The organism is Pseudomonas sp. 273 (genome assembly GCF_029201425.1).
Lineage (GTDB): Bacteria > Pseudomonadota > Gammaproteobacteria > Pseudomonadales > Pseudomonadaceae > Pseudomonas > Pseudomonas delhiensis.
The window spans coordinates 2,272,311-2,294,117 of sequence record NZ_CP116775.1 but is presented as its reverse complement, the minus strand read 5'-3'; the positions used below and the strand labels follow the sequence as shown (position 1 = coordinate 2,294,117).

Sequence of the window (21,807 nt, the reverse complement as noted above, 5' to 3'; positions counted from 1 at the left end):
GCCACCCTCCGCGCCGGGTTATGGCATAGTCGGACATTAAATTGTGATTTCCGGACAAAGCCGCCGATGCCCGACCAGCCCTGGCCCACCCGCCGCAGCGCCCTGAGCGTGCAGTTGCTCACCCAGTTCGGCCTCGACCACGGCCTGGCCCTGGAGGACTGCCTGCACGGCAGCGGCCTGGACCTGGCGGTGCTGGTCGACCCGGCCCGCGAGATCGACGCCCGCAGCGAGCTGCAGGTGCTGTGCAACCTGGCGCAGCGCCTGCCCGCCGGCAGCGGCCTGCAGGCCGGCCTGCGCTACCACCTGAACGCCTACGGCATCTGGGGTTTCGCCCTGCTCAGCAGCCCGAACTTCCGCGGCGCCGCGCGCCTGGGCCTGCGCTACCTGGGGCTGACCTACGTGTTCACCCGCCTGGACTTGCAGGAGGACGGCGCCGAGGCCTGCCTGCTGCTGGACGATGCCGCCATGCCGGAGGACGTCCGCGCCTTCGCCTGCGAACGCGACCTGGGCGGCGTGCTGCGCATCCAGCGCGACCTGACCGGGCGCCCGCTGCCGGTCCTGCGCGCCGAATTCCGTCGCCCGCGCCCCGCCGACACCCGCCTGTACCTGGCCGAACTGGGCGTGGAGCCGGCGTTCGGCCAGGCCGCCAACCGCGTCGTCTTCGCCAGCGCCGCCCTCGACCTGCCGCTGCCCGGCGCCAACCCGCAGGTGGCCCGGCACTGCGAGGAACAATGCCGCGCCCTGCTGGCCCGGCGCCAGGAGCTGGGCGGCCTGGCCGGGCGCATCCGCGACCGCCTGCTGCGCACCCCGGGGCGCCTGCCGGACATGGAGCAGGTGGCGCAGGAGCTGCACATGACCTCGCGCACCCTGCGCCGCCGCCTGCAGGACGAGGGCAGCAGCTACCGCGCCCTGCTCGACGAGGTGCGCCAGGCCCTGGCCGAGGAACTGCTGGGCACCGGCGCCATCCGCCTGGAGGAGATCGCCGAGCGCCTGGGCTATGGCGAGGTGTCCAACTTCATCCACGCCTTCAAGCGCTGGAAGGGCGTGCCGCCGGGGCGTTTCCGCGGCCGCTAGTCAGGCCTCGATGCCGAGCTGGCGCAGGGCGCCTTCCAGGTGCTCGATGAAGGCGAGGATCTTGCGCGTGGCGCGCCTGTGGCTGGGGTAGACGGCGAGGATGCGCTGGCCGAAGGCATCGGGGTCGAAGTAGTAGTCGTCCAGCACGCTGCACAGGCGCCCGTCGCGCAGGTACGGCAAGGCGCTCCATAGCGGGCAGGGCATCAGCCCCCTGCCCTTCAGGCAGGCGGCCAGCAGCAGCTCGTGGTTGTCGCTGCTCAGGCGCCCCTCGCGCAGGATGGAGAAGCGCTCGCCATCGCGCTCCAGCCACCAGCGGGTGTCCAGCGCCGGGTGCCAGTAGGTCAGGCGGTCGTGCTCGGCCAGCTCCAGCGGGTGCCGGGGCTCGCCACGGCGCGCCAGGTATTCGGGGCTGGCGCAGAGCGCCACGCGGTTCTCCACCAGCGGCCGCACGATCAGCCCCGGCAGGTTGCTGTGGCCCAGGCGCAGGGCCAGGTCGTAGCGGCCGTCGAGCAGGTCGACGTAGCTGTCGCTGAGGTCTACCTGCAGGCGCAGGTCCGGGTGCTGGATGAGGAAGTCGGCGCAGACGTCGTTGAGGAAGGCCGCGCCGAAGGCCAGCGGCGCGGTGATCCGCAGGCTGCCGCGCAGGCTGTGCTGCAGCTGGCCGATTTCCTCGGCGGTCTCGTGCATGCGCGCCAGCACTTCGCGGGCGCTGTCCAGGTACAGCTGCCCGGCCTCGGTCAGCGCCATGCTGCGCGTGGTGCGCTCGAACAGGCGTGCGCCGAGGCTGGCCTCCAACTGGCCGATGGCCTTGGTCACCGCCGAGGGGGTCTTGCCCTGCTGCTCGGCGGCGCGGCTGAAACTGCCGGTCTCGGCGCAGGCGACGAAGAGGGCTAGGCTGCTGAACCTGTCCATATTCTTTCCAATTTTTCACAAGTCTTGTGCCAGCGACTGGCTTTCGGGGAATAGCCCCGGCCAGTAGCCTCTTGTGCAGACCAATAAAAATCAACCACCAAGCAAGGGGAAGTCATGCGAAGGCTCATCAAGGGCGCACTCGCTGTCGCAATCGCACTGGGTACTTTGGAAGCCCACGCACAAACCGCGGACCTGATCCTGTACAACGCCAAGGTCTTCACCGCCGAGCCCGGGCAGCCGCTGCAGCAGGCGGTGGCCATCGCCGGCGACAAGGTGCTGAAGGTCGGCAGCGACCAGGAAGTGCGTGCCCTCGGCGACGCCCACAGCCGCCAGGTCGACCTCGGCGGCAAGCTGCTGATGCCCGGCTTCATCGACAGCCACTCGCATTCCATCTTCGGCGGCCTGGAGCTGATCGCCGCGAGCATGCAGGACGAACAGGTCAGCCTCGACGAGCTGGCTCAGCGCCTGCGCGAAGCCCGCGACAGCGGCAAGGCCAGGGTCGGCGACATCCTGGTGCTCAACGGCATGCACTCCAGCTACTGGTCCCAGGCCGAGGGGCTGGCGAAAATCTTCAACGCCGGCGAATGGGCGAAGGTGCCCATCGTGTTCATCGGCAGCGACCACCACACCGCCTGGGCCAACGCCGCCATGCTCCAGCGCGCCGGGCTCGACGCCAGGCGGGTGCGCTCGCTGCCGGCCAGCGAGCAGCAGAACATCGCCCACGCCAAGGACTTCACCCCCACCGGCTTCGTCGTCGACTCCGGCTTCGACCGCGTGGCCGAAGCCATGCCCGCCGCCGACCAGCAGACCCTCGACCGCGCCGGCCTGGCCGCCGTGCAGTACAACAACAGCCTGGGCATCACCGCCTGGATGGACCCGGCGGCCAACGGCAGCCCGGGCCAGGCGCTGTTCGACATCAAGCCCACCGAGCACACCCTCGGCGTGCTGCCGGTGTACCGCGACCTGGCACGCAACGGCCAGCTCAGCGCCCACGTCGCCGCGCTGCTGGTGGTCAACCCGAAGAGCCGCCCGGCGGACCTGGCGGTGATCGACAAGGTGCGCCGGCAGTTCCAGGGCATCCCCAACCTGAGCCTGCCGGGGATCAAGGTGTTCGCCGACGGCGTGCTGGAATACCCGGCGCAGTCCGCCTCGCTGCTGGAGGACTACAAGAACCTGCACAAGCCCGGCGAACTGCTGCTGGACCCGCAGCACTTCGGCGAGTTGGTCAGCGCCGCTGACGCCCGCGGCTGGCTGGTGCACATCCACGCCATCGGCGACCGCGCGGTGCGCGAGTCGCTCAACGGCATCGCCCAGGCGCGCAAGGACCGGCAGAGCGGCGTGACCCACTCCATCACCCACCTGCAACTGGTCAACCCGGCGGACTTCCCGCGCTTCAGGCAGCTCGGGGTGATCGCCTCGATGCAGCTGGACTGGGCCACCGCCGAGGACTACACCCTCGACCTGGTCAAGCCCTACATCGCCGACGACGCCTTCCGCTACATGTACCCGGCGAAATCGCTGCTGGACGCCGGCGCCACCATCGCCGGGGCCAGCGACTGGCCGGTGTCCACCCCCGACCCGCTGAAGGCCATGTACCAGGCGGTGACGCGCCAGGGCCCGAAGGGCGTGCTCAACCCCGAGCAGCGCATCGACCGCCAGACGATGTTCTACGCGTACACCCTCAACGCCGCCAAGGCCATCGGCCTGGACGGGAAGATCGGCAGCCTGGCCCCCGGCAAGCAGGCCGATCTGGTGGTGCTCGACCGCGACCTGTTCAACGTCCCCGACGCCGAACTGGGCGAGGCCAGGGTGCTGCACACCCTGTTCGGCGGCCGCGAGGTCTACCGCGCCGACGGCCAGCAGGGCCTCTGAAACCGTTCGCTCCAATGCCGGGCCACTTGAAGCCCGGCCCTTCCCGCCGCCCCTTCCCTTTGCGCTTCCCGGCTCGCCGGCGGGAGGGGGCTGCGCGGGCTTTTTCCTGCCCACACAATCACAACAAAGGGTAAGTCCATGAAGTACAACGCTCTCGTCCTCGGCGCGGCGCTCGCCTGCGCGCCTTTCACCAGCAGCCACGCGCTGGAGCTGACCGACGACCTCTCGGTCCAGCTGGAGGCCACCCTGGCCAGCGACTACCGCTCCCGCGGCATCTCGCAGACGCAGAACGACCCGGCCATCCAGGCCGGCGCCACCCTGCAGCACAGCAGCGGCCTGTACCTCGGCGTGTGGAGCTCCAACGTCGACTTCGGCTACGGCCTCAAGACCCGCCAGGAACTGGACTACTACGCCGGCTGGTACTGGCAGGCCACGGACGCGGTGAGCCTGGACCTGGGCTACATCCAGTACCGCTACCCGAAGGAAGGCCAGTTCAACCAGAGCGAGGTCTACGCCATCCTCAACGCCTACGGCTTCGAGCTGGCCAGCTACTACTCGAAGGACATCACCACCTACTTCGGCAAGGACCAGAGCCAGCTCTACAGCTACGTCGGCTACGGCTTCGAGCTGCCGGCCGGGTTCCAGGCCAAGCTGCGCTACGGCCGCAACGACGCCAAGGACCCGCTCTACCTCGCCGGCGACGGCGGCACCCGCAGCACCTACCACGAATGGGAGGCGCGCCTGGACAGGGAGTTCGTCGGCATCGACTGGTCGCTGAGCTACATCGACACCGACCTGTCGCAGAGCGAGTGCTACAACTGGCAGGGCTTCAAGGACATCTGCACGGCGACCGTGGTGGCGCGGGCGACGAAGCGGTTCTAGCGGGCGCGGGCCGAATGGGGTTTCTGGTGCCCCGTCGGGAAAACCGTTGGCCCGGGCAGCGATGCCTGACGATTGGCGCGGCCGGGAGCCAATCGCGGACGGAGTCCGCTCCTACGCCCGTGCTTCCTGGAACCGTAGGAGCGGACCTTGTCCGCGATTCGGCGGATAACGCCGTAGGCGTTATGCGCCCTACGAACTATCGCGAACGTGGGGAGCCAGGGTTCGCGAGCAAGCTCGCTCCTACGAAGAGCTGTGCCGCTCTTGATTTTGGATTTCCAGAGAAACATCCAAGCGCACCGGAACGCCCCTTCAGAAGGCCGAGCGAAACCGGCGCTCAGGAGGTCATGCGACATGGATGTCGCGAGAGCCCCGATGGGCTACAGGGACGTACCCTCGGGGCGGGCCTCCGTGGCGGGGGAGTTCGCGAGGGTAGCCCGGCTCCATCGGGCCCGTATGTCGGGGCAAGCCTTTTTGGTTCCTTTTTGCGGGGGTGGCCTTCCACCGTTTGACAAAAGTGACTCGCCCGAGGGGGCGAAACAAAAAATCTCCGCAGACTCGGAGCGGCGCGCTACACCAAGCCCAACCCCAAAGAAGTCTCTGGGTTATACCCCTTCGGGCCAGCGCAAGCGCTGTTCGCGATGGAGCCGCGTCCCGCGTTCGCGGGAATGACGAGGTTGAGGGCGGAGTGCGAGTCCAAGGTTCGCGAGCAAGCTCGCTCCTACGAACCCAGAGAACCGCCGAACCGGCTCAGAACACCAGCTTGTAGCCAATGCTGAACAACATCACCGCCAGGCACGGCCGCAGGACGCTGTCGGAAATACGCCCGGACAGATGGCTGCCCAGGTAGATGCCCGGCAGCGAGCCGCACAGCAGGTAGCCCAGCAGTTGCCAGTCCATGTTGCCCATGCTGGCGTGGCCCAGGCCGGCCACCAGGGTCAGGGGCACCGCGTGGGCGATCTCGGTGCCCACCAGGCGGCGGGTGGCGAGGAAGGGGTAGAGCACGAACAGCGCCACCGTGCCCAGGGCGCCGGCGCCAATGGAGGTCAGCGCGACCATGGCGCCGAGCACCACGCCGGTCAGCACCGTGAGGCTGTTCAGGCTGGTGCCGCCCAGGTGGTAGTGGTCACCGGCGTGCCTGTGGGCGAAGGCCAGCAGCTTCTGCTTGAACAGGATGGCCAGGGCGGTGAGCAGCAGGACCACGCCCAGGGCGTGCTTGATCACCGTGTTGAGCGCCTGGGTGTCGGCGCCCAGGCTGTGCAGGAACAGCAGGGTCAGCCCCGCCGCCGGCACGCTGCCGAGGGTCAGCCAGCCAGTGATGCGCCAGTCGACGTTCCTGTGCCGGGTGTGCACCAGCACGCCGCCGGACTTGGTGATGGCCGCGTACAGCAGGTCGGTGCCCACGGCGGCGGCCGGGTTGATGCCGAACCAGAGCAGGATGGGCGTCATCAGCGAACCGCCGCCGACACCGGTCATGCCCACGATGAACCCGACCACCAAGCCTGCGACAACGAAACCAAGGACGCCGAATTCCATCAACCCTTCCTGAAAGCCATGAGCGGCCCGCGAAAACCGGCGGGCAGGATAGCGGCTTTCCTTATAAGCGCTTATATCAATATCGACTTAATTTATAACCAAATTTTAAAGCACCGCCCACGAAAAAGGGGCCCGCGGGCCCCTTTTCCATCATGCGCCGGTCAGTCGCTGTCCGGTTTGCTGTCCACCACGCCGGTGGTGTTGTTCAGCAGGCTGCGGGTGGCGGTCTGGATGAAGGACTCCAGGCGCTTCTTCAGCTCGGCCTCGTCCGGCACGTTCTGCACACGGTCGGCCTTGGGGTGGGCGCCGACCTGGTAGTCGTACACGCGGATGTCGCCTTCCTTGGGCTTGATCAGGATGCGGTTGCCGGAAAGGATGGCCACCACCTGTTCGCTGCCCGAGGGCTTGATCACGCCGAAGCCCTTGTCGCCGGCCGGCAGGTTCAGCAGGTCGCGGCCCCAGCACTGGTGGCGCACCTCGCCGCCCAGGCGGCCCATGATGGTCGGCACTATGTCGATCTGGGTGCCGACGGTGTCGCGGCTGCTGCCGTACTTCTCCTGGATGCCCGGGGCGATGATCAGCAGCGGCACGTTGAAGCGGAACAGGTCCATCTCGGTCAGCTGCTCCGGCGCGCCGAAGCCGTGGTCGCCCACCACCACGAACAGGGTGTCCTTGTAGTAGGGGGACTTCTTCGCCTTCTCGAAGAACTGGCCCAGCGCCCAGTCGGAATAGCGCATGGCGGTCAGGTGCTCGTCGAGGCTGCCGTTGCCGGTCACGCGCTCCACCGGCAGGTCCTTGGGCAGGGCGTAGGGCACGTGGTTGGAGAGCGACTGCAGCAGGGCGTAGAACGGCTTGCCGGTGGCGGCCAGGCGGTCCAGTTCCTCGTTGCCGCGGGAGAACATGTCCTGGTCGGACACGCCCCAGGTCGGGTCGGAGAACACCGGGTTCACGAAGTCGTTGCGGCCGACGAAGGTGGTCATGCCCTGGTTGGCGAAGAAGCCGGACTGGTTGTCCCAGGCGAAGTCGCCGTTGTAGACGTAGACGTCGTCGAACTGGCGCGCACTGAGCAGCTGCGGCAGGCCGGAGAACTTGTGGCCGCCCTCCGGCGTCTGCATCAGGTACTCGAAGCCCGGCAGGTTGGGGAAGCAGGCCATGGTGGCGAACATGCCCTGGTGGGTATGGGTGCCGTTGGAGAAGAACTGGGTGAACAGCAGGCCCTCCTTCGACAACTTGTCGAAGTACGGGGTGATGTTGCCCGGCGCGCCCAGGGCGCCGACGAAGTGGCCGGCGAAGCTTTCCATGAGGATCACCACCACGTTCTTCACGCCCGGCAGCGTGCCTTCGGCCGGCGGGGTGAAGTCGCGGCGGATGGCCGCGTCGTCGGCGTCGACCAGCTTGTCGTTGGGCGTCAGCAGCATCTGCCGCACGGTGTCGCGGGCCTGGTCGTCGGGCAGGGTGGCCTTCCAGATGTTCGCGCGGTCCTCGCCGAAGCGGTCCTCGGCGGCCTTGAGCAGGGTCATGGAGCCGTTCAGGCCCAGGTGGTTGGCGAACATGGAGTCGGTGGTGAAGGCATCGCCCCAGCGCAGCGGCGGGCCCTGGCGCAGGGTGCCGCGGTAGGCGACACCCGCCACCAGCACCACCACCAGCAGGGCGGCGACGCGCAGGTACCAGGCGGCGGCCGAGGCGCCCACGGTGCTGGGCCGGGTGGCGCGGTCGACGCCGCGGAACAGCATGAACAGCAGCCAGGTGGCCACGGCCCAGGCCAGCAGGTAGCGGACCACCGGGTAGCCGTACCAGATCATGCTCATGACCGTCTTCGGGTCTTCGGACATGTACTGGAACACCAGGCTGTTCAGGCGCTGGTGGAACTCGCGGTAGAAGTCCAGCTCGAGCACGCCGAGGAACAGCGTCAGGCTGGCCAGGGCGGTCAGCCAGACGCGCCAGAGCATGCGCCAGCGCATGGCGGTGACGCTGACCAGGGCGAAGATCATCGGCGCGACTATCAGCACCACCGCGCGGATGTCGAAGCGCACCCCGGTGAGGAAGGCCTCGACGAAGGTGCTGGCCGGGGTGTCGCCGATCAGCTCGCGGTTGTAGATCAGCAGCGCCAGGCGCAGCAGCGAGAACATCAGCATCAGCGCCAGGCTGCTGAGCAGGATGAACCCCAGGTGGCTGGACACCGTCGCGCGCGCGAGGTTGGCCGCGCGCTGGCGGGTATTCAGGACTTCCGATTGGCCCATGGTCAGGTTCCGTATTCTGCGACTTTCGGTTTCGGGCGCCCTCCCCGGCACGGGCGAGGGACGCATGGCCGCCACGCCGCCGCGGGGCGGGGGCGTGGAAGCCGGCGGCGCATTCTAGTCGGGCAAGATTAGCCGGACCTTAAGAATCGCCGCCGAGGCGGGGGATTATGCCCAATGCGGGTGAAAAAAGAGTCGTCGCCGCCGGGCGGTCCCGGCGGCGCGCGCCGGTCAGTCGTTGTGCGGCTTGCCGATGGCCTGCAGCACGTACTGCGGCAGGGCGAAGGCGCCCTGGTGGATTTCCGGGTTGTAGTAGCCGGTGGCGATGCCGCTGGCGGCGAAGCGCTGGCGCAGGGTTTCCAGCGGCACCTGGCGCAGCGCCGGATCGGTAGCGCCCCAGGCGAAGGTCATGGCGCCGCCGATGTAGGTGGGCACCGCCGCCTGGTAGAAGTGCCAGTCGGCGAACAGGCCGTTCATCCGCCCGGCGGTGTTGCGCACGGTGTCCAGCTGCATGAAGGGCGTGCCGTTCTGGGTGACCAGCACGCCGCCCGGGTTCAGGCAGCGGTGGCAGGCCTGGTAGAAGTTCTCGGAGAACAGCACCTCGCCCGGGCCGATGGGGTCGGTGGAGTCGGAGATGATCACGTCGAACTTGCGCTCGGTGGTGGCGACGAAGCGCATGCCGTCGTCGATCACCAGGTCCAGGCGCGGGTCGTCGAAGGCGCCGTTGGAGTGGCGCGGCAGGAACTGCCTGCACATGTCGACCACGGTGCCGTCGATCTCGACCATGGTGATGTGCTCGACGCCGGCGTGCTTGCACACCTCGCGCAGCATGCCGCCGTCGCCGCCGCCGATGATCAGCACGCGCCTGGCCGCGCCGTGGGCGAGGATGGGCACGTGGGTGAGCATCTCGTGGTAGATGAACTCGTCGGCCTCGGTGGTCTGGATCACCCCGTCCAGGGCCATCACCCGGCCCATGCGGGCGTTCTCGAAGATCACCAGGTGCTGGTGCTCGGTGCGCACCTCGTGCAGCAGCTGGTCGACGCTGAAACGCTGGCCGTAGCCTTCGTAGAGGGTTTCCTGGTAGTCGCGCATGGGCGGTCTCCCGGTTCGACGGTGAATGAAGCGGGCCGAGGGCCGGCCGTGAAAGGCGCGCATTCTACTGTGCGAGGCATGACAGGTCGAACCCACTCGCTATGCCCATACAGTTTGAAAGTCAGCTGCGGGACGACAGCGCGGCGGCGGCGGGTTATGGTCAGCGCCATGAACACAGCCATCGCCCCCCTCGTCCTGCACCTGCCCTACCAGCCGCCCTGGGACTGGCGGCAGTTCCACGAGCATTTCGCCCTGCGCCGCCTGGCCGGGGTGGAAACCCTGGGCGAGGCCCACTACCGGCGCAGCCTGCGCCTGGACGGCGTGCCCGGCTGGATGGACATCCGCCCGCTGGCCGGCGAGCCGGCCCTGCGCCTGGAGTTGCACCTGGACGGCGCCGCCGACAGCGCCCCGCTGGCCGAGCGGGTGCGCAAGATGTTCGACCTGGACAGCGACCCGCGGGCGGTGGCCGCGCACCTGGGCGCCGACCCGCTGTTGCGCCCGCTCGTCGAGGCCTGGCCGGGGCTACGCCTGCCCTGCGCCTTCGACCCCTTCGAGCAGGCGGTGCGCGCCATCGTCGGCCAGCAGGTCACGGTGAAGGCCGCGGTGACCATCACCGGCCGCCTGGTGCAGCGCCTCGGCCGGCCCCTGGGCAACGCCGTGGCCGACGGCCCGCAGCACCTCTTCCCTACCCCGCGGGCCCTGGCCGAGGCGGACCTGGCCGGCATCGGCATGCCCGGCAAGCGCGTGGCCAGCCTGCAGCGCTTCGCCGCCGCGGTGGCCGAGGGCGCCCTGGAACTGCACGTGGACGATGGCGCCGAGGCCCTGGTGAAGCGCCTCTGCGAGCTGCCCGGCATCGGACCCTGGACCGCCGAGTACGTGGCCCTGCGCGCCTTCGGCGAGGCCGACGCCTTCCCCGCCGCCGACCTGGGCCTGCTCAAGTCGCCGGTCTGGGGCGAGGCCGGCATCGCCGCCCGCGACCTGCAACGCCGCGCCGAGGCCTGGCGCCCCTGGCGCGCCTACGCCGCCGTCTATCTCTGGCAAGCCTACTCGCAAGGCAGCCGCATCGGAGGATGAAGCCATGCACTACCGCTATTACGACAGCCCCCTCTGCCGCCTGCTGCTGGCCGGCGACGAGCAGGGCCTGCGGATGCTCTACATGACGCCCTTCGAAGGCCACGAGCCGGGCCCGGACTGGCGCGAGGCCAGCCACCAGTTAGATGAGGTGATGCGCCAGCTGGACGAATACTTCGCCGGCAAGCGCAAGGTCTTCGACCTGCCCCTGGCGCCCCGCGGCACCGAGTTCCAGCGCCAGGTCTGGCACGCGCTCACGCAGATCCCCTACGGCCACACCACCTGGTATGCCGACCTGGCCGAACGCATCGGCCGGCCGAAGGCGGTGCGCGCGGTGGGCGCGGCCAACGGCGCCAACCCGATCAGCATCATCATCCCCTGCCACCGGGTGATCGGCCGCGACGGCAGCCTGACCGGCTACGGCGGCGGCCTGCCGCGCAAGGAGGCGCTGCTGCGGCTGGAGGGGGTGATGGTGGGGGCATCGCGGGAGTTGGAGCTGGTTTGACGGGGTTTCCCGGTGGTTTCCGTTTTTTGGGGAGAGGGAACGGAGTCAACCGAATACGCCAACGCCACCGGGAAACTCCATTCGCGAGCAAGCTCGCTCCTACGAAAAGCTCTACTACACGCGGACGTTGCCCTTCGGCCCGGCGATCGCCCAGATCACCAACCCTAGCAGCGGCAGGATGAGGATCACCAACACCCAGATGATCTTGATCGGCACCTCCGCACTGCTCTTGAGCACGCTGATGATCGCCCAGACGTCGAGGGCGAAGATGATCAGGCCGATCAGCCCGTTGAAGGTCGAACCCATGGCGCCGCTCCCGCTGCTGGAGGCACGCCCTCCAGCATAGACGGCGGCGGCCTCAGCAGCGGGCCGGGTCGATCAGGGCGAAGCTGGCCAGGGTCTCGTGGCCTTCCAGGGCACCGCCCTCGCGGGCCAGGCCGGTGGTCGCGAGGCCGGCTTCGCGGGCCGCGTCCAGTTCCTGCACCACGTCGGAGAGGAACAGCACCTGCTCCGCCGGCAGGCCGATGGCCTGGACGATGCGCGCGTAGGAGGCGGCCTCGCGCTTGGGCCCGCTGGTGGTGTCGAAGTAGCCGGAGAACAGCGGCGTCAGGTCGCCGGCCTCGGAGCAGCCGAAGATCAGCTTCTGCGCCTGGATCGAGCCGGAGGAGTAGACGTACAGGTCGTAGCCCTCGGCCTTCCAGCGGCGCAGCGCCTCCACCGCGTCCGGGTAGACGTGGCCCTTGAGCTGGCCGGCGCGGTAGCCCTGTTCCCAGACCATGCCCTGCAGCGCCTTCAGCGGCGTGGCCTTGCGGTCCTCGGCTATCCATTGCAGGAGGATGGCGATGCAGCGCTCGACGTCGGCCCCGGCCTCGCCGCTCTCGGCGCGCACAGCGTCCAGCTGCGCAGCCACGTCGGGCTTGTCGGCGTGCTCGCGGACGAAGTCCGGCAAGTGCGCGGCAGCGTAGGGGAAGAGCACGTCGAAAACGAAGCTGACGGCGCTGGTGGTGCCTTCGATGTCGGTGAGGATGGCTTTGATCGGCATGGGGACTCCAGAAGCCCGCCTCATATCCCGGGCGGGAAGGTGTAGCCGTGTAGGAGCGAGCTTGCTCGCGAACGGATTCCGCAGCGGGGTTCGTTCGCGAGCAAGCTCGCTCCTACGAAGAGCTGTGGTGTGTCAGTCTTCCAGCAGCGGGAAGCGCCCGGCGATCCCGTCGCCGGTGAACTTCGCCACCCAGCCCTCGGGGTTGTTGAACAGACGGATGGCCACGAAGTGCGGGCGCTCGCCCATGTCGAACCAGTGGCGGGTGCCGGCCGGCACCGAGATCAGGTCGTTCTTCTCGCAGAGCACGGCGTAGACGTGGTCCTCGACGTGCAAGCTGAACAGGCCGCGGCCGGCGACGAAGAAGCGCACCTCGTCCTCGCCGTGGCGGTGCTCGTCGAGGAACTTGGCGCGCAGCTCGTCCTTCTGCGGGTGGTCGGCGTTCAGGCTGACCACGTCGACGGTGACGTAGCCCTGCTCGTCCTTCAGGCGCTGGATCTCCGGGGCGTAGGCGGCCAGCACCTCGTCGGGGCTGGCGCCGGGGGCGATGGGCGCGCTGGCCTGCCAGCGCTCGAAGCGCACGCCGAGCTCGGCCAGGGTGGAGGCGATGTCCTCGGCATGGGTCAGCAGCTTCAGCGGCTGCTCGGGGGCGGATTCGTGGTAGACGGTCAGGCTGCTCATGGTCTTTTCCTCGGGGTGCTGCCGGATTCGCTCAGCGCGTGCCGCCGCGAAGGCTCATGACTTTCAGTTCGCATTCGAAGAGGAATTCGAAGGCTTCCACCTGGCGCAGGGCGTCTTCCATGCGCGGCCCCCAAGTGTACAGGCCGTGGCCGCGGATCAGGTAGCCGGGGCACTCCGGGTGGGCGTCCAGCCAGGGCTGCACCCTGGCCGCCAGGCGGGCGATGTCCTGGTCGTTGTCGAAGATCGGCACCGTCACCCGGCCCTCGTGGGTGGTGACGCCGGCGAAGGCCTTCTGCAGCTCGTAGTCCTCCAGCTCCAGGCGCTCGCCCTGGGTCAGGCGCGAGAGCACGGTGGCGTTCACCGAGTGGGTGTGCAGCACCGCGCCTATCTCCGGGCGCCAGGCGTAGAGCTGGGTGTGCAGCAGGGTCTCGGCCGAGGGTTTCTTGCCCGGCTCCAGGCTGTTGCCGGCCAGGTCCGTCTCCAGCACGTCGTCTACGCCCAGCTGGCCCTTGTGCCTGCCCGAGACGGTGAGCAGCGCGCGGTCGGCGGCCAGGCGCGCGGAATAGTTGCTGCTGGTGGCCGGCGACCAGCCGCGGCCGTACAGGAAGCGCCCGGCCTCGATGATCTGCCGGGTCAGGTGTTCACGGTTGACGCTCATGCCCGCTCCTCTTTCAGACGGGTACCGATGATAACGGCTGCGGCCAGGGCCGCGAGGCTGGCGATGGCGAAGGTCCAGGCCGGACCCAGGCTAGCCCAGCTGTAGCCGGAGTAAAGCGCGCCCAGGGCGCCGCCGGTGCCGGCCAGGGCGGCGTAGAGCGCCTGGCCCTGGCCCTGCTGGCGCGCCTGGAAACTGCGCTGGACGAAATGGATGGCCGCGGCGTGGAAGGCGCCGAAGGTGGCCGCGTGCAGCAACTGGGCGAACAGCAGCAGGCCCAGGTGGTCGGCCAGGCTGCCCAGCAACAGCCAGCGCAGCGCCGCCAGCAGGAAGCTCGCCGCCAGCACCTGGCGCAGGCTGAAACGCCCGAGCAGGCGCGGCATCACCAGGAACAGCAGGACCTCGGCCACCACCCCCAGGGCCCACAGCCAGCCGATCAGCCCACGGCTGTAGCCGAGGGCCTCCAGGTGCAGGGTGAGGAAGGTGTAGTACGGGCCGTGGGACAGCTGCATCAGGCACACGCACAGGTAGAAGGCTATCACCCCGGGCTGGCGCAGCTGGGCCAGGAAGCCGCTGGCCGGCGCGTCGCCGTGGCGCCAGGCCGGCTGGGCGTTGGGTACCCACCAGCTGGCGCCGACGATGCCCAGCATGATCGCCAGCAGCGCCCAGGGGTAGTAGTCCAGGCTGGTGGCCTCGAACAGCCGGCCGAGGCCGACCACGGTGCAGATGAAACCGATCGAGCCCCACAGGCGGATGCGGCTGTAGCTGGCGGTGCGCTCGCCCAGGTGGGCCAGGGTGATCACCTCGAACTGCGGCAGCACCGCGTGCCAGAAGAACGCGTGCCCGGCCATCACCAGCGCCAGCCAGGCGTAGCTGTGGTCGAGGAAGATGAGGGCGAAGCATGCCGCGGTGCACAGCGCGCCGAAACGCACGATGCGCAGGCGCTGGCCGGAGCGGTCGCCCAGCCAGCCCCACAGGTTCGGCGCCACGCAGCGCATCAGCATGGGGATGGCCACCAGCTCGCCGATGCGCGCGGCGGAAAAGCCCAGGTGGTGGAAGTACAGGGCGAGGAAAGGCGCGGTCCCGCCCAGCAGGCAGAAATAGAAGAAATAGAAGCTGGACAGGCGCCAATAAGGCAGGGGAGCGGCCACAGGCTACAGGCGGCAGGCTGCAGGCAGAAGCCGCTGTTTCCTGAAGCCTGCCGCCTGTAGCCTGCAGCTCATAGTTGGCCCAGCACCGGGGTTGCCACGCTCACGTCGGCATTCTGCGCGCGGTTGCGCAGCAGGTGGTCGAGCAGCACGATGGCCATCATCGCCTCGGCGATGGGGGTGGCGCGGATGCCCACGCAGGGGTCGTGGCGGCCCTTGGTGACCACTTCCACCGGGTTGCCGTTGACGTCGATGGAGCGGCCCGGGGTGGTGATGCTGGAGGTGGGCTTGAGCGCCAGGTGCGCGACTATCGGCTGGCCGCTGGAGATGCCGCCGAGGATGCCGCCGGCGTTGTTCGACAGGAAGCCTTCGGGGGTCAGCTCGTCGCGGTGCTCGGTGCCGCGCTGGGCGACGCTGGCGAAACCGGCGCCGATCTCCACGCCCTTCACCGCGTTGATGCTCATCAGCGCATGGGCCAGTTCGGCGTCCAGGCGGTCGAAGATCGGCTCGCCCAGGCCCGGCGGCACGCCTTCGGCGACCACGGTGATCTTCGCGCCCACCGAGTCCTGGTCGCGGCGCAGCTGGTCCATGTAGGCCTCCAGCTCCGGCACCTTGTCCGGGTCGGGGCTGAAGAAGGCGTTCTGCTCGACGCTGTCCCAGGTCCTGAAGGGAATCTCGATCGGGCCCAGCTGGCTCATGTAGCCGCGCACGCTGATGCCCAGGGCCGCCAGGGCCTTCTTGGCGATGGCGCCGGCGGCCACGCGCATGGCGGTCTCGCGGGCCGAGGAACGGCCGCCGCCGCGGTAGTCGCGCACGCCGTACTTGTGGTGGTAGCTGTAGTCGGCGTGGGCCGGGCGGAACAGGTCCTTGATCGCCGAGTAGTCCTTGGACTTCTGGTCGGTGTTGCGGATCAGCAGGCCGATCGGGGTGCCGGTGGTCTTGCCCTCGAACACGCCGGAGAGGATTTCCACCTCGTCGGCCTCCTGGCGCTGGGTGGTGTGCCGGCTGGTGCCGGGCTTGCGCCGGTCGAGGTCGCGCTGCAGGTCTTCCAGGGACAGTTCAAGGCCGGGCGGGCAGCCGTCGACGATGGCGACCAGCGCCGGGCCGTGGCTCTCGCCAGCGGTGGTGACGGTGAACAGCTTGCCGTAGGTGTTGCCGGACATGCGAGGCTCCGCGGAAGACTTGGATGAACGAAAAGGCCCAGCAGTATACCTGCGACACTCGGCCCTGCGAACCTTCAGCGGCGCGCGCCGTCAAACCGCTATCATGCACTCCATGAAGCCTTCCATGCCGCGCCTCATCGCCCTTCTTTCCTGCTGGCTGTTCGCCGCAATGACCTACGCCGCCTCCCCCACCATCCTGCAACGCCCCTACGACCTGGACACCGGCCACGGCGTGCTGCGCGGCACCCTGCTGCTGCCCCAGGCCACCACCCCGCCGCCGCTGGCCGTGCTGGTGGCCGGCTCCGGGCCCACCGACCGCGACGGCAACAACCCCGGGGGCGGCAACAACGCCTACCTGCGGCGCCTGGCCGAGGCCCTGGCGGCCAACGGCATCGCCAGCCTGCGCTACGACAAGCGCGGCGTCGCCCGCAGCCGCGACGCCGCCCCCGACGAGCGGCAGCTGAGCGTGGACGGCTACGTCGACGACCTGGTGGCCTGGAGCGACCGGCTGGCCGCCGATCCGCGCTTCGGCCCGCAGGTGCTGGTCGGCCACAGCGAGGGCGCGCTGATCGCAAGCCTCGCCGCACCGCGCAGCCGGGCCGCGGCCCTGGTGCTGATCGCCGGCAGCGGCCGGCCGATCGACAAGGTCCTGCGCGAGCAGCTCTCGGTGCGCCTGCCGCTACCCCTGCTGGCCAGGGCCGACGCCATCCTCGACCAGTTGCGCGCCGGCCGGCAGGTGCCCGAGGTGCCGGCGCAGCTGAACGCGCTGTTGCGCCCCAGCGTGCAGCCCTACCTGATCTCGCTGTTCCGCCACGACCCGGCCCGGGCGCTGGCCCGGGTGCGCCAGCCGACGCTGATCCTGCAGGGCACCAGCGACATCCAGGTCGACGTGGCCGACGCCCAGGCCCTGCACCGCGCAAGGCCAGACGCCGAGCTGCAGCTGGTGTCCGGCATGAACCACATCCTGCGCATCGTCCCGGCCGACGTGAAGAAGCAACTGGCGTCCTACAACGACGCCAACCTGCCGCTGGCCCGCGACCTGGTCCAGCGGCTGGTCGATTTCATCCGCAGGGTCCGCCCGCAGGACCCGCCAGCCCAGGGCATGGGCTGAAACGAACGTCTCAAGAAATCCGCCCCGGCGTCGATAATCGCTTAACCCCTGTATGAAAGGCGTTACACATGCCTCCTACAGAAGTTGAGCCAGCCCTGGCCGTCGGCCAGGCCCGAGGATTCCGATGACCGACGCCGACCCGCGCAGCGACGACGCCGCCCCCGCCGAAGCACCGGCCCCGCCCCACCCCTGGGCGGAGCTGGCGCCGGAGCATTTCCGCCTGCTGCGCCTGGCGCCCCAGCCCACCGACCGCAACACCGGCACCCGCGCCCTGCGCTTCGTCCAGCTCGGCCGGGTGGAACGCCACGCCCCGGAGCAGAGCCTGCTGCGCCTGAGCGTCCAGCTGCCCGGCCAGGCCCTGCGCAAGGAGCAGAACCTGTTCGAAGTCTGGGCCGACCACCGCAACAAGGAAGTGCGCTTCGGCGCCGACAGCGGCTTCGCCCTGGAGCCGATCAACCGCGGCCTGGGCCGCTTCCTGCTGGCCCAGGGCATCGCCTGGGCCAAGCAGAAGTGGGCGCACTACAAGGTCGAGGGCGGCACCCTGGGGGTGAAGGACGCGCCCAACGAAGACATCCGCCTGCGCCGCGACCATTTCCTGCGCGCCCAGGGCTTCGACGTGGACTACGAGGACTCGCGCCTGCTCAAGGCCCGCTACGGCGCCGGCCGGGTGAGCGAGCTGTACGACGACTGGAACAAGGACAAGGTGCAGCTGGTGCCGCTGCTGGACGCCGCGGCCATGCTGGAGCAGGCCGACCAGAACCTGGCCAGCCAGGACAACGAGATCCGCAAGCTGCAGCAGCGCATCGAGACCTTCCGCCGCGACGACACCAGCCTGCGCTTCATCATCGCCTGCCTGACGGTGTTCGCGGTGTTCCAGGCGGGGCTGCTGATCTGGATGGCGACGCACTGAGGCCTGGGGATTCGGTTTTGCGCGGAGGTCCATCGCGGACGGAGTCCGCGCCTACGACCGTGCTTCCTGGAACCGTAGGAGCGGACCTTGTCCGCGATGGCCGGGCGTTCCGGCGCGTTTCGCGGTTGAGATCCGCTCCGCAACCATTCCCCCTGTAGGAGCGCGCCCTGCGCGCGAAATCGCGGGCAGGGCCCGCGGCGCCTCAGCTCACCCGCGAGCGGAACAGCGCCTGGTGCTCCCGGCACTGCTTCGCCGAGAGCAGGAACACCCCGTGCCCGCCGTGGCGGAACTCCAGCCAGGTGAAGTCCACCTCCGGGTACAGCGCCTCGACGTGCACCTGGCTGTTGCCCACTTCGACTATCAGGGTGCCCTGCTCGGTCAGGTGGTCGGCGGCCTCGGCGAGCATGCGCCGCACCAGGTCCAGGCCGTCGTCGCCACAGGCCAGGCCCAGTTCCGGTTCGTGCTGGTACTCGGCCGGCATGTCGGCGAAGTCCTCGGCGTCGACGTAGGGCGGGTTGGACACGATCAGGTCGAAGCGCTGCCCCGGCAGGCCGGCGAAGCCGTCGCCCTGCACGGTGTAGACGCGCTCGCCCAGCTCGTGGCGCTCGATGTTGACGTTGGCCACTTCCAGGGCGTCGAAGGACAGGTCGGCCAGCACCACTTCCGCCCGGGGGAACTCGTGGGCGCAGGCGATGCCGATGCAGCCCGAGCCGGTGCACAGGTCGAGGATGCGCGCCGGCTCCGCCGCCAGCCAGGGCGCGAAGCGCTGGCGGATCAGCTCGGCGATGGGCGAACGCGGGACCAGCACGCGCTCGTCGACCACGAAGGGCAGGTCGCAGAACCAGGCCTCGCCCAGCAGGTAGGCGGTGGGCACGCGCTCCTCGATGCGCTTGCGCAGCAGCTCGCGCAGGTAGTCGCGCTCGTCGTCCTCGAGGCGGCAGTCCAGGTAGGCATCGGCCATTTCCCACGGCAGGTGCAGCGCACCGAGCAGCAGTTGACGCGCATCGTCCCAGGCGTTGTCGGTACCATGCCCGAAGAACAGCCCCTCGGCATGGAAGCGGCTGACCGCCCAGCGGATATGGTCTCGAAGGGTCAGCAAACGGGATTCGGTCACGGCGCAAGGTCCTCGCAACGGGCAAAAGCCCGGCATTCTAGCCCAAGGCGGCGTACAGCGGGCGCATACCGGCGTCGAGGGGGTCAATACCACTTTGCGCGGGTTTCGCATAGATTCACAGCGCCCGCGGAACAGACCACAATGGTGGCATACGCATCATCAGGAGTACGTCATGTCCCAACCGCTCAGCATGCTGAAGATCAGCGGACGCGGCTATCCGCCCGCCACCCTCCGCCAGAGCACGCTGCTGATCATCGACGCCCAGGAAGAGTACCGCAGCGGCGTCCTCGCCCTGCCCGGCCTGGAACCGGCGGTCGCACAAATCCGCCTGCTGCTGGATGCCGCGCGCAGCCAGGGCACCCCGATCGTCCACGTGCGCCACCTGGGTATCCACGGCGGCCTGCTCGACCCGCAGGGCCCGCGCGGGCAGTTCCTGCCCGAACTGGCGCCGCTACCCGGCGAGGTGGTGGTGGAGAAGCGCCTGCCCAACGCCTTCTCCGGCACCGAGCTGCATGACCGCCTGCAGCACAACGGCCGGCTGGACCTCATCGTCTGCGGCTTCATGACCCATTCGAGCATCAGCACCACCGTGCGCGCGGCCAAGGACTACGGCTACCGCTGCACCCTGGTCACCGCCGCCTGCGCCACCCGCGACATCCCCACCCCGGATGGTGGCGTGCTCTCGGCGCGCGACCTGCACCACGCGGAAATGGCCGCCCTGGGCGACAACTTCGCCGCCGTGGTCGGCGAGGCCCAGGCGCTCATCTGAGCACCGTCCGTCCCGCTGCGGCGGCGCCTTGCCGCCGCAGCTATTAGGCTGTAAGGCAACGCATCCAGCGGGCACGCGCCGGACGGGCGGGCCAGGCATTCCCCGGGGGGCGGAACCCCCTCCCGCCGACACCGGTCATAGCCTCGTTCAGCAGATGAGGAAGCCGGGATGAAGATGTCCGACAGTTTCGATCCACGCACGCTGCGCCCGAAGCGACCGGGCCGCTGGCGCTGGCGTTTCGTGGCCGCCGTGGCCGCCCTGATCGCCGCGTTCGGCGTCCTCGGCGCCCTGGCCGGCGGCGCGGCGTTGCTGCGCCGGCAACCGGCGGCGGGGGTGATGCACATCGAACCGGCGGCCGGCGCGGTCTTGCTGGTGATCGGCCTGCTCGCCCTGTGGCTGGGCGTGCTGTTCTGGCGCCTGGCGCGGCGCCGCGCACGGCGGGGCGACGGCCTCAGCCTGTCGCCGCGGCTGATGAAGAAGCGCGGCTGAGCGGGCTTGCCGCAAGGCGCCCGTGATCCGTTAGAATGCCGCCTCTTCGCGGAGGCTCCATGCAAGACGACGATTTTTCCCTGTTCGCCAACGAGATGCGCGGCGTCAAGCGCATCGAGGTGGACCAGGCCGACACCGGCAAGCCCAGGGCCGACCGCCAGCAGGTCCGGCTGCGCCAGCAGAACGCCACGACGAAGGTGGAGAACGTGCGCGTCGACGGATTGTCCGACCTGTTCGTCATCGACGTCGGCGCCGAGGACGAGCTGTACTGGGCCCGCGACGGCGTCCAGGAAGGCCAGATGCGCAAGCTCAAGGCCGGCCAGATCGGCTTCGAGGGCAGCCTCGACCTGCACGGCATGAACATCGAGAAGGCCCGCGAGCTGCTCTGGGACTTCCTCGCCGAGGCCACCCGCCTGGAAGTCCGCTGCGTGCGCGTCACCCACGGCAAGGCGGCACGCACCGACGGCCGCCGGCCGCTGCTCAAGAGCCACGTCAACACCTGGCTGCGCCAGCACCCGCAGGTCCTGGGCTTCACCTCGGCCCTGCCGCGCCACGGCGGCACCGGCTCGCTCTACGTGATGCTGCGCCGCACCATGCTGGAGGGGCGCGACGAATAATCCGTCGCTCCCGCTGGCGCACCGCGCCCTTGCCAGCGCGCGACGCGCGCCCTACCCTGCGTCTCCTGCGCTTCAACGAGTCCCAACAGGTAGATCATGTCCCTGGAACAAAACTATTCGGAGATCCTCAGCCAGCTCGGCGAGGACGTCACCCGCGAAGGCCTGCTCGACACGCCCAAGCGCGCCGCCAAGGCCATGCAGTACCTCTGCCGCGGCTACCAGCAGACGCTGGAAGAGATCGTCAACGGCGCGCTGTTCAGCTCCGACAACAGCGAGATGGTGCTGGTCAAGGACATCGAGCTGTACTCGCTGTGCGAGCACCACCTGCTGCCCTTCATCGGCAAGGCCCACGTGGCCTACATCCCCAACGGCAAGGTGCTGGGCCTGTCCAAGGTGGCGCGCATCGTCGACATGTACGCCCGCCGCCTGCAGATCCAGGAGAACATGTCCCGGCAGATCGCCGAGGCCGTGCAGCAAGTCACCGGCGCCCTGGGCGTGGCGGTGGTCATCGAGGCCAAGCACATGTGCATGATGATGCGCGGCGTGGAGAAGCAGAACTCCTCCATGGTCACCTCGGTGATGCTCGGCGAGTTCCGCGAGAACGCCGCCACCCGCAGCGAGTTTCTCAGCCTGATTCGCTGAGGTCGCTTGTGGGATGAAAAACCGGCCTGTGGGGCCGGTTTTTCTTGTCTGTAAGACGGAGTCCGCTCCTACGGGGGAATACCGTGCCTCATGGTGGATTGTAGGAGCGAGCTTGCTCGCGAACGGGGTTTGTCGGTGGCATCGGCGTTGGGTGTAAGAGCACCCTCTCCCCAGCCCTCTCCCTGAAGGGAGAGGGGGCTGTTCGGAGTGGCTTGCCAGTCCGGCACCATCCTTCCGCCCCGTCATTCCCGCGAACGCGGAAACCCAGAAGCGTGGGGGCTTGGTGTAACG

At 69.0% G+C, this 21,807-nt stretch carries 22 protein-coding genes; 11 read left to right on the top strand and 11 right to left on the bottom strand.

Features of this window, described 5'->3' with window-relative positions:
- The first annotated feature begins 66 nt into the window (after positions 1-66).
- Positions 67-1,074, top strand: a complete 1,008-nt coding sequence (locus PKO50_RS11050; protein ID WP_275629698.1) for an AraC family transcriptional regulator — start codon at positions 67-69, stop codon at positions 1,072-1,074.
- Here PKO50_RS11050 and PKO50_RS11045 read toward each other — a convergent pair whose 3' ends face one another.
- Complete coding sequence (locus tag PKO50_RS11045) at positions 1,075-1,986, bottom strand: LysR substrate-binding domain-containing protein (protein WP_109933049.1); 912 nt, start codon at positions 1,984-1,986, stop codon at positions 1,075-1,077. It lies immediately after the preceding gene.
- A gap of 114 nt (positions 1,987-2,100) precedes the next feature.
- On the opposite strand from PKO50_RS11045, the gene PKO50_RS11040 reads away from it, so the two are divergent.
- Together PKO50_RS11040 and PKO50_RS11035 are read left to right on the top strand one after the other, a co-directional pair.
- On the top strand, positions 2,101-3,858 hold the full coding sequence (locus PKO50_RS11040; protein WP_275629697.1) for an amidohydrolase: 1,758 nt from the start codon (positions 2,101-2,103) through the stop codon (positions 3,856-3,858).
- 138 nt (positions 3,859-3,996) lie between these two features.
- Complete coding sequence (locus PKO50_RS11035) at positions 3,997-4,740, top strand: TorF family putative porin (RefSeq protein ID WP_275629696.1); 744 nt, start codon at positions 3,997-3,999, stop codon at positions 4,738-4,740.
- 747 nt (positions 4,741-5,487) lie between these two features.
- Here the strand turns inward: PKO50_RS11035 and PKO50_RS11030 are convergent.
- From PKO50_RS11030 to speE, 3 genes are all read right to left on the bottom strand, one after another.
- Positions 5,488-6,273 (bottom strand): sulfite exporter TauE/SafE family protein, encoded by a 786-nt coding sequence (locus tag PKO50_RS11030; protein ID WP_109933591.1) that lies wholly within the window; start codon positions 6,271-6,273, stop codon positions 5,488-5,490.
- Between the two features lie 161 nt (positions 6,274-6,434).
- Positions 6,435-8,513, bottom strand: a complete 2,079-nt coding sequence (locus tag PKO50_RS11025; protein WP_275629695.1) for an LTA synthase family protein — start codon at positions 8,511-8,513, stop codon at positions 6,435-6,437.
- A 228-nt stretch (positions 8,514-8,741) separates the two neighbouring features.
- The gene (gene speE / locus PKO50_RS11020; protein WP_109933593.1) at positions 8,742-9,602 is read right to left on the bottom strand and encodes a polyamine aminopropyltransferase; all 861 of its coding nucleotides are present in this window, start codon (positions 9,600-9,602) and stop codon (positions 8,742-8,744) included.
- A gap of 168 nt (positions 9,603-9,770) precedes the next feature.
- On the opposite strand from speE, the gene PKO50_RS11015 reads away from it, so the two are divergent.
- Both PKO50_RS11015 and PKO50_RS11010 read left to right on the top strand, forming a co-directional pair.
- Positions 9,771-10,676 carry a DNA-3-methyladenine glycosylase gene (locus PKO50_RS11015; RefSeq protein ID WP_275629694.1) on the top strand — a complete coding sequence of 302 codons (906 nt, stop codon included), beginning with the start codon at positions 9,771-9,773 and terminating at the stop codon, positions 10,674-10,676.
- A gap of 4 nt (positions 10,677-10,680) precedes the next feature.
- The gene (locus PKO50_RS11010) at positions 10,681-11,178 is read left to right on the top strand and encodes a methylated-DNA--[protein]-cysteine S-methyltransferase (RefSeq protein ID WP_109933595.1); all 498 of its coding nucleotides are present in this window, start codon (positions 10,681-10,683) and stop codon (positions 11,176-11,178) included.
- Between the two features lie 114 nt (positions 11,179-11,292).
- Here the strand turns inward: PKO50_RS11010 and PKO50_RS11005 are convergent, their stop codons facing one another.
- The 6 genes from PKO50_RS11005 to aroC all read right to left on the bottom strand — a co-directional run bounded on the left by PKO50_RS11005 (position 11,293) and on the right by aroC (position 15,864).
- A complete protein-coding gene (locus tag PKO50_RS11005) occupies positions 11,293-11,484 on the bottom strand; it encodes a PLDc N-terminal domain-containing protein (protein ID WP_109933596.1) in 192 nt (63 codons plus the stop codon).
- 52 nt (positions 11,485-11,536) lie between these two features.
- A complete protein-coding gene (gene mtnC / locus PKO50_RS11000; RefSeq protein ID WP_275629693.1) occupies positions 11,537-12,220 on the bottom strand; it encodes an acireductone synthase in 684 nt (227 codons plus the stop codon).
- Positions 12,221-12,352: 132 nt separating this feature from the next.
- Entirely contained in the window at positions 12,353-12,898 is a 546-nt protein-coding gene (locus PKO50_RS10995; RefSeq protein ID WP_275629692.1) for an acireductone dioxygenase, read from the bottom strand.
- Positions 12,899-12,929: 31 nt separating this feature from the next.
- Positions 12,930-13,556 carry a methylthioribulose 1-phosphate dehydratase gene (locus tag PKO50_RS10990; protein ID WP_275629691.1) on the bottom strand — a complete coding sequence of 209 codons (627 nt, stop codon included), beginning with the start codon at positions 13,554-13,556 and terminating at the stop codon, positions 12,930-12,932.
- The gene (locus PKO50_RS10985; protein WP_275629690.1) at positions 13,553-14,704 is read right to left on the bottom strand and encodes an MFS transporter; all 1,152 of its coding nucleotides are present in this window, start codon (positions 14,702-14,704) and stop codon (positions 13,553-13,555) included. Before PKO50_RS10985 ends, PKO50_RS10990 begins: the two co-directional genes overlap by 4 nt.
- A 68-nt stretch (positions 14,705-14,772) precedes the next feature.
- Positions 14,773-15,864, bottom strand: a complete 1,092-nt coding sequence (gene aroC / locus PKO50_RS10980; RefSeq protein WP_275629689.1) for a chorismate synthase — start codon at positions 15,862-15,864, stop codon at positions 14,773-14,775.
- Between the two features lie 112 nt (positions 15,865-15,976).
- On the opposite strand from aroC, the gene PKO50_RS10975 reads away from it, so the two are divergent.
- Both PKO50_RS10975 and PKO50_RS10970 read left to right on the top strand, forming a co-directional pair.
- A complete protein-coding gene (locus tag PKO50_RS10975; protein ID WP_275629688.1) occupies positions 15,977-16,975 on the top strand; it encodes an alpha/beta fold hydrolase in 999 nt (332 codons plus the stop codon).
- A gap of 124 nt (positions 16,976-17,099) precedes the next feature.
- Positions 17,100-17,885, top strand: coding sequence for a hypothetical protein (locus PKO50_RS10970; protein ID WP_275629687.1), 786 nt, complete (start codon positions 17,100-17,102; stop codon positions 17,883-17,885).
- 202 nt (positions 17,886-18,087) lie between these two features.
- Here PKO50_RS10970 and prmB read toward each other — a convergent pair whose 3' ends face one another.
- Positions 18,088-18,999, bottom strand: a complete 912-nt coding sequence (gene prmB, locus PKO50_RS10965; protein ID WP_109933833.1) for a 50S ribosomal protein L3 N(5)-glutamine methyltransferase — start codon at positions 18,997-18,999, stop codon at positions 18,088-18,090.
- A 172-nt stretch (positions 19,000-19,171) separates the two neighbouring features.
- On the opposite strand from prmB, the gene PKO50_RS10960 reads away from it, so the two are divergent.
- From PKO50_RS10960 to folE, 4 genes are all read left to right on the top strand, one after another.
- On the top strand, positions 19,172-19,768 hold the full coding sequence (locus PKO50_RS10960) for a cysteine hydrolase family protein (protein WP_109933832.1): 597 nt from the start codon (positions 19,172-19,174) through the stop codon (positions 19,766-19,768).
- A 168-nt stretch (positions 19,769-19,936) separates the two neighbouring features.
- The gene (locus PKO50_RS10955; protein WP_009618630.1) at positions 19,937-20,257 is read left to right on the top strand and encodes a hypothetical protein; all 321 of its coding nucleotides are present in this window, start codon (positions 19,937-19,939) and stop codon (positions 20,255-20,257) included.
- 59 nt (positions 20,258-20,316) lie between these two features.
- Positions 20,317-20,874 carry a Smr/MutS family protein gene (locus PKO50_RS10950; protein WP_089394490.1) on the top strand — a complete coding sequence of 186 codons (558 nt, stop codon included), beginning with the start codon at positions 20,317-20,319 and terminating at the stop codon, positions 20,872-20,874.
- Between the two features lie 96 nt (positions 20,875-20,970).
- Positions 20,971-21,516, top strand: a complete 546-nt coding sequence (folE, locus tag PKO50_RS10945; RefSeq protein ID WP_089394489.1) for a GTP cyclohydrolase I FolE — start codon at positions 20,971-20,973, stop codon at positions 21,514-21,516.
- Positions 21,517-21,807: the final 291 nt, after the last annotated feature.

Bases quoted from the DNA above. Each gene is read 5' to 3' on its own strand.
- PKO50_RS11050 (WP_275629698.1), top strand. From the start codon at position 67: ATGCCCGACCAGCCCTGGCCCACCCGCCGCAGCGCCCTGAGCGTGCAG.
- PKO50_RS11045 (WP_109933049.1), bottom strand. From the start codon at position 1,986: ATGGACAGGTTCAGCAGCCTAGCCCTCTTCGTCGCCTGCGCCGAGACC.
- PKO50_RS11030 (WP_109933591.1), bottom strand. From the start codon at position 6,273: ATGGAATTCGGCGTCCTTGGTTTCGTTGTCGCAGGCTTGGTGGTCGGG.
- PKO50_RS10955 (WP_009618630.1), top strand. From the start codon at position 19,937: ATGAAGATGTCCGACAGTTTCGATCCACGCACGCTGCGCCCGAAGCGA.
- PKO50_RS10975 (WP_275629688.1), top strand. From the start codon at position 15,977: ATGAAGCCTTCCATGCCGCGCCTCATCGCCCTTCTTTCCTGCTGGCTG.
- PKO50_RS10960 (WP_109933832.1), top strand. From the start codon at position 19,172: ATGTCCCAACCGCTCAGCATGCTGAAGATCAGCGGACGCGGCTATCCG.
- PKO50_RS10990 (WP_275629691.1), bottom strand. From the start codon at position 13,556: ATGAGCGTCAACCGTGAACACCTGACCCGGCAGATCATCGAGGCCGGG.
- PKO50_RS10970 (WP_275629687.1), top strand. From the start codon at position 17,100: ATGACCGACGCCGACCCGCGCAGCGACGACGCCGCCCCCGCCGAAGCA.
- PKO50_RS11005 (WP_109933596.1), bottom strand. From the start codon at position 11,484: ATGGGTTCGACCTTCAACGGGCTGATCGGCCTGATCATCTTCGCCCTC.
- PKO50_RS10995 (WP_275629692.1), bottom strand. From the start codon at position 12,898: ATGAGCAGCCTGACCGTCTACCACGAATCCGCCCCCGAGCAGCCGCTG.
- PKO50_RS11025 (WP_275629695.1), bottom strand. From the start codon at position 8,513: ATGGGCCAATCGGAAGTCCTGAATACCCGCCAGCGCGCGGCCAACCTC.
- PKO50_RS10950 (WP_089394490.1), top strand. From the start codon at position 20,317: ATGCAAGACGACGATTTTTCCCTGTTCGCCAACGAGATGCGCGGCGTC.
- folE (WP_089394489.1), top strand. From the start codon at position 20,971: ATGTCCCTGGAACAAAACTATTCGGAGATCCTCAGCCAGCTCGGCGAG.
- aroC (WP_275629689.1), bottom strand. From the start codon at position 15,864: ATGTCCGGCAACACCTACGGCAAGCTGTTCACCGTCACCACCGCTGGC.
- mtnC (WP_275629693.1), bottom strand. From the start codon at position 12,220: ATGCCGATCAAAGCCATCCTCACCGACATCGAAGGCACCACCAGCGCC.
- PKO50_RS11015 (WP_275629694.1), top strand. From the start codon at position 9,771: ATGAACACAGCCATCGCCCCCCTCGTCCTGCACCTGCCCTACCAGCCG.
- PKO50_RS11035 (WP_275629696.1), top strand. From the start codon at position 3,997: ATGAAGTACAACGCTCTCGTCCTCGGCGCGGCGCTCGCCTGCGCGCCT.
- PKO50_RS11040 (WP_275629697.1), top strand. From the start codon at position 2,101: ATGCGAAGGCTCATCAAGGGCGCACTCGCTGTCGCAATCGCACTGGGT.
- PKO50_RS11010 (WP_109933595.1), top strand. From the start codon at position 10,681: ATGCACTACCGCTATTACGACAGCCCCCTCTGCCGCCTGCTGCTGGCC.
- speE (WP_109933593.1), bottom strand. From the start codon at position 9,602: ATGCGCGACTACCAGGAAACCCTCTACGAAGGCTACGGCCAGCGTTTC.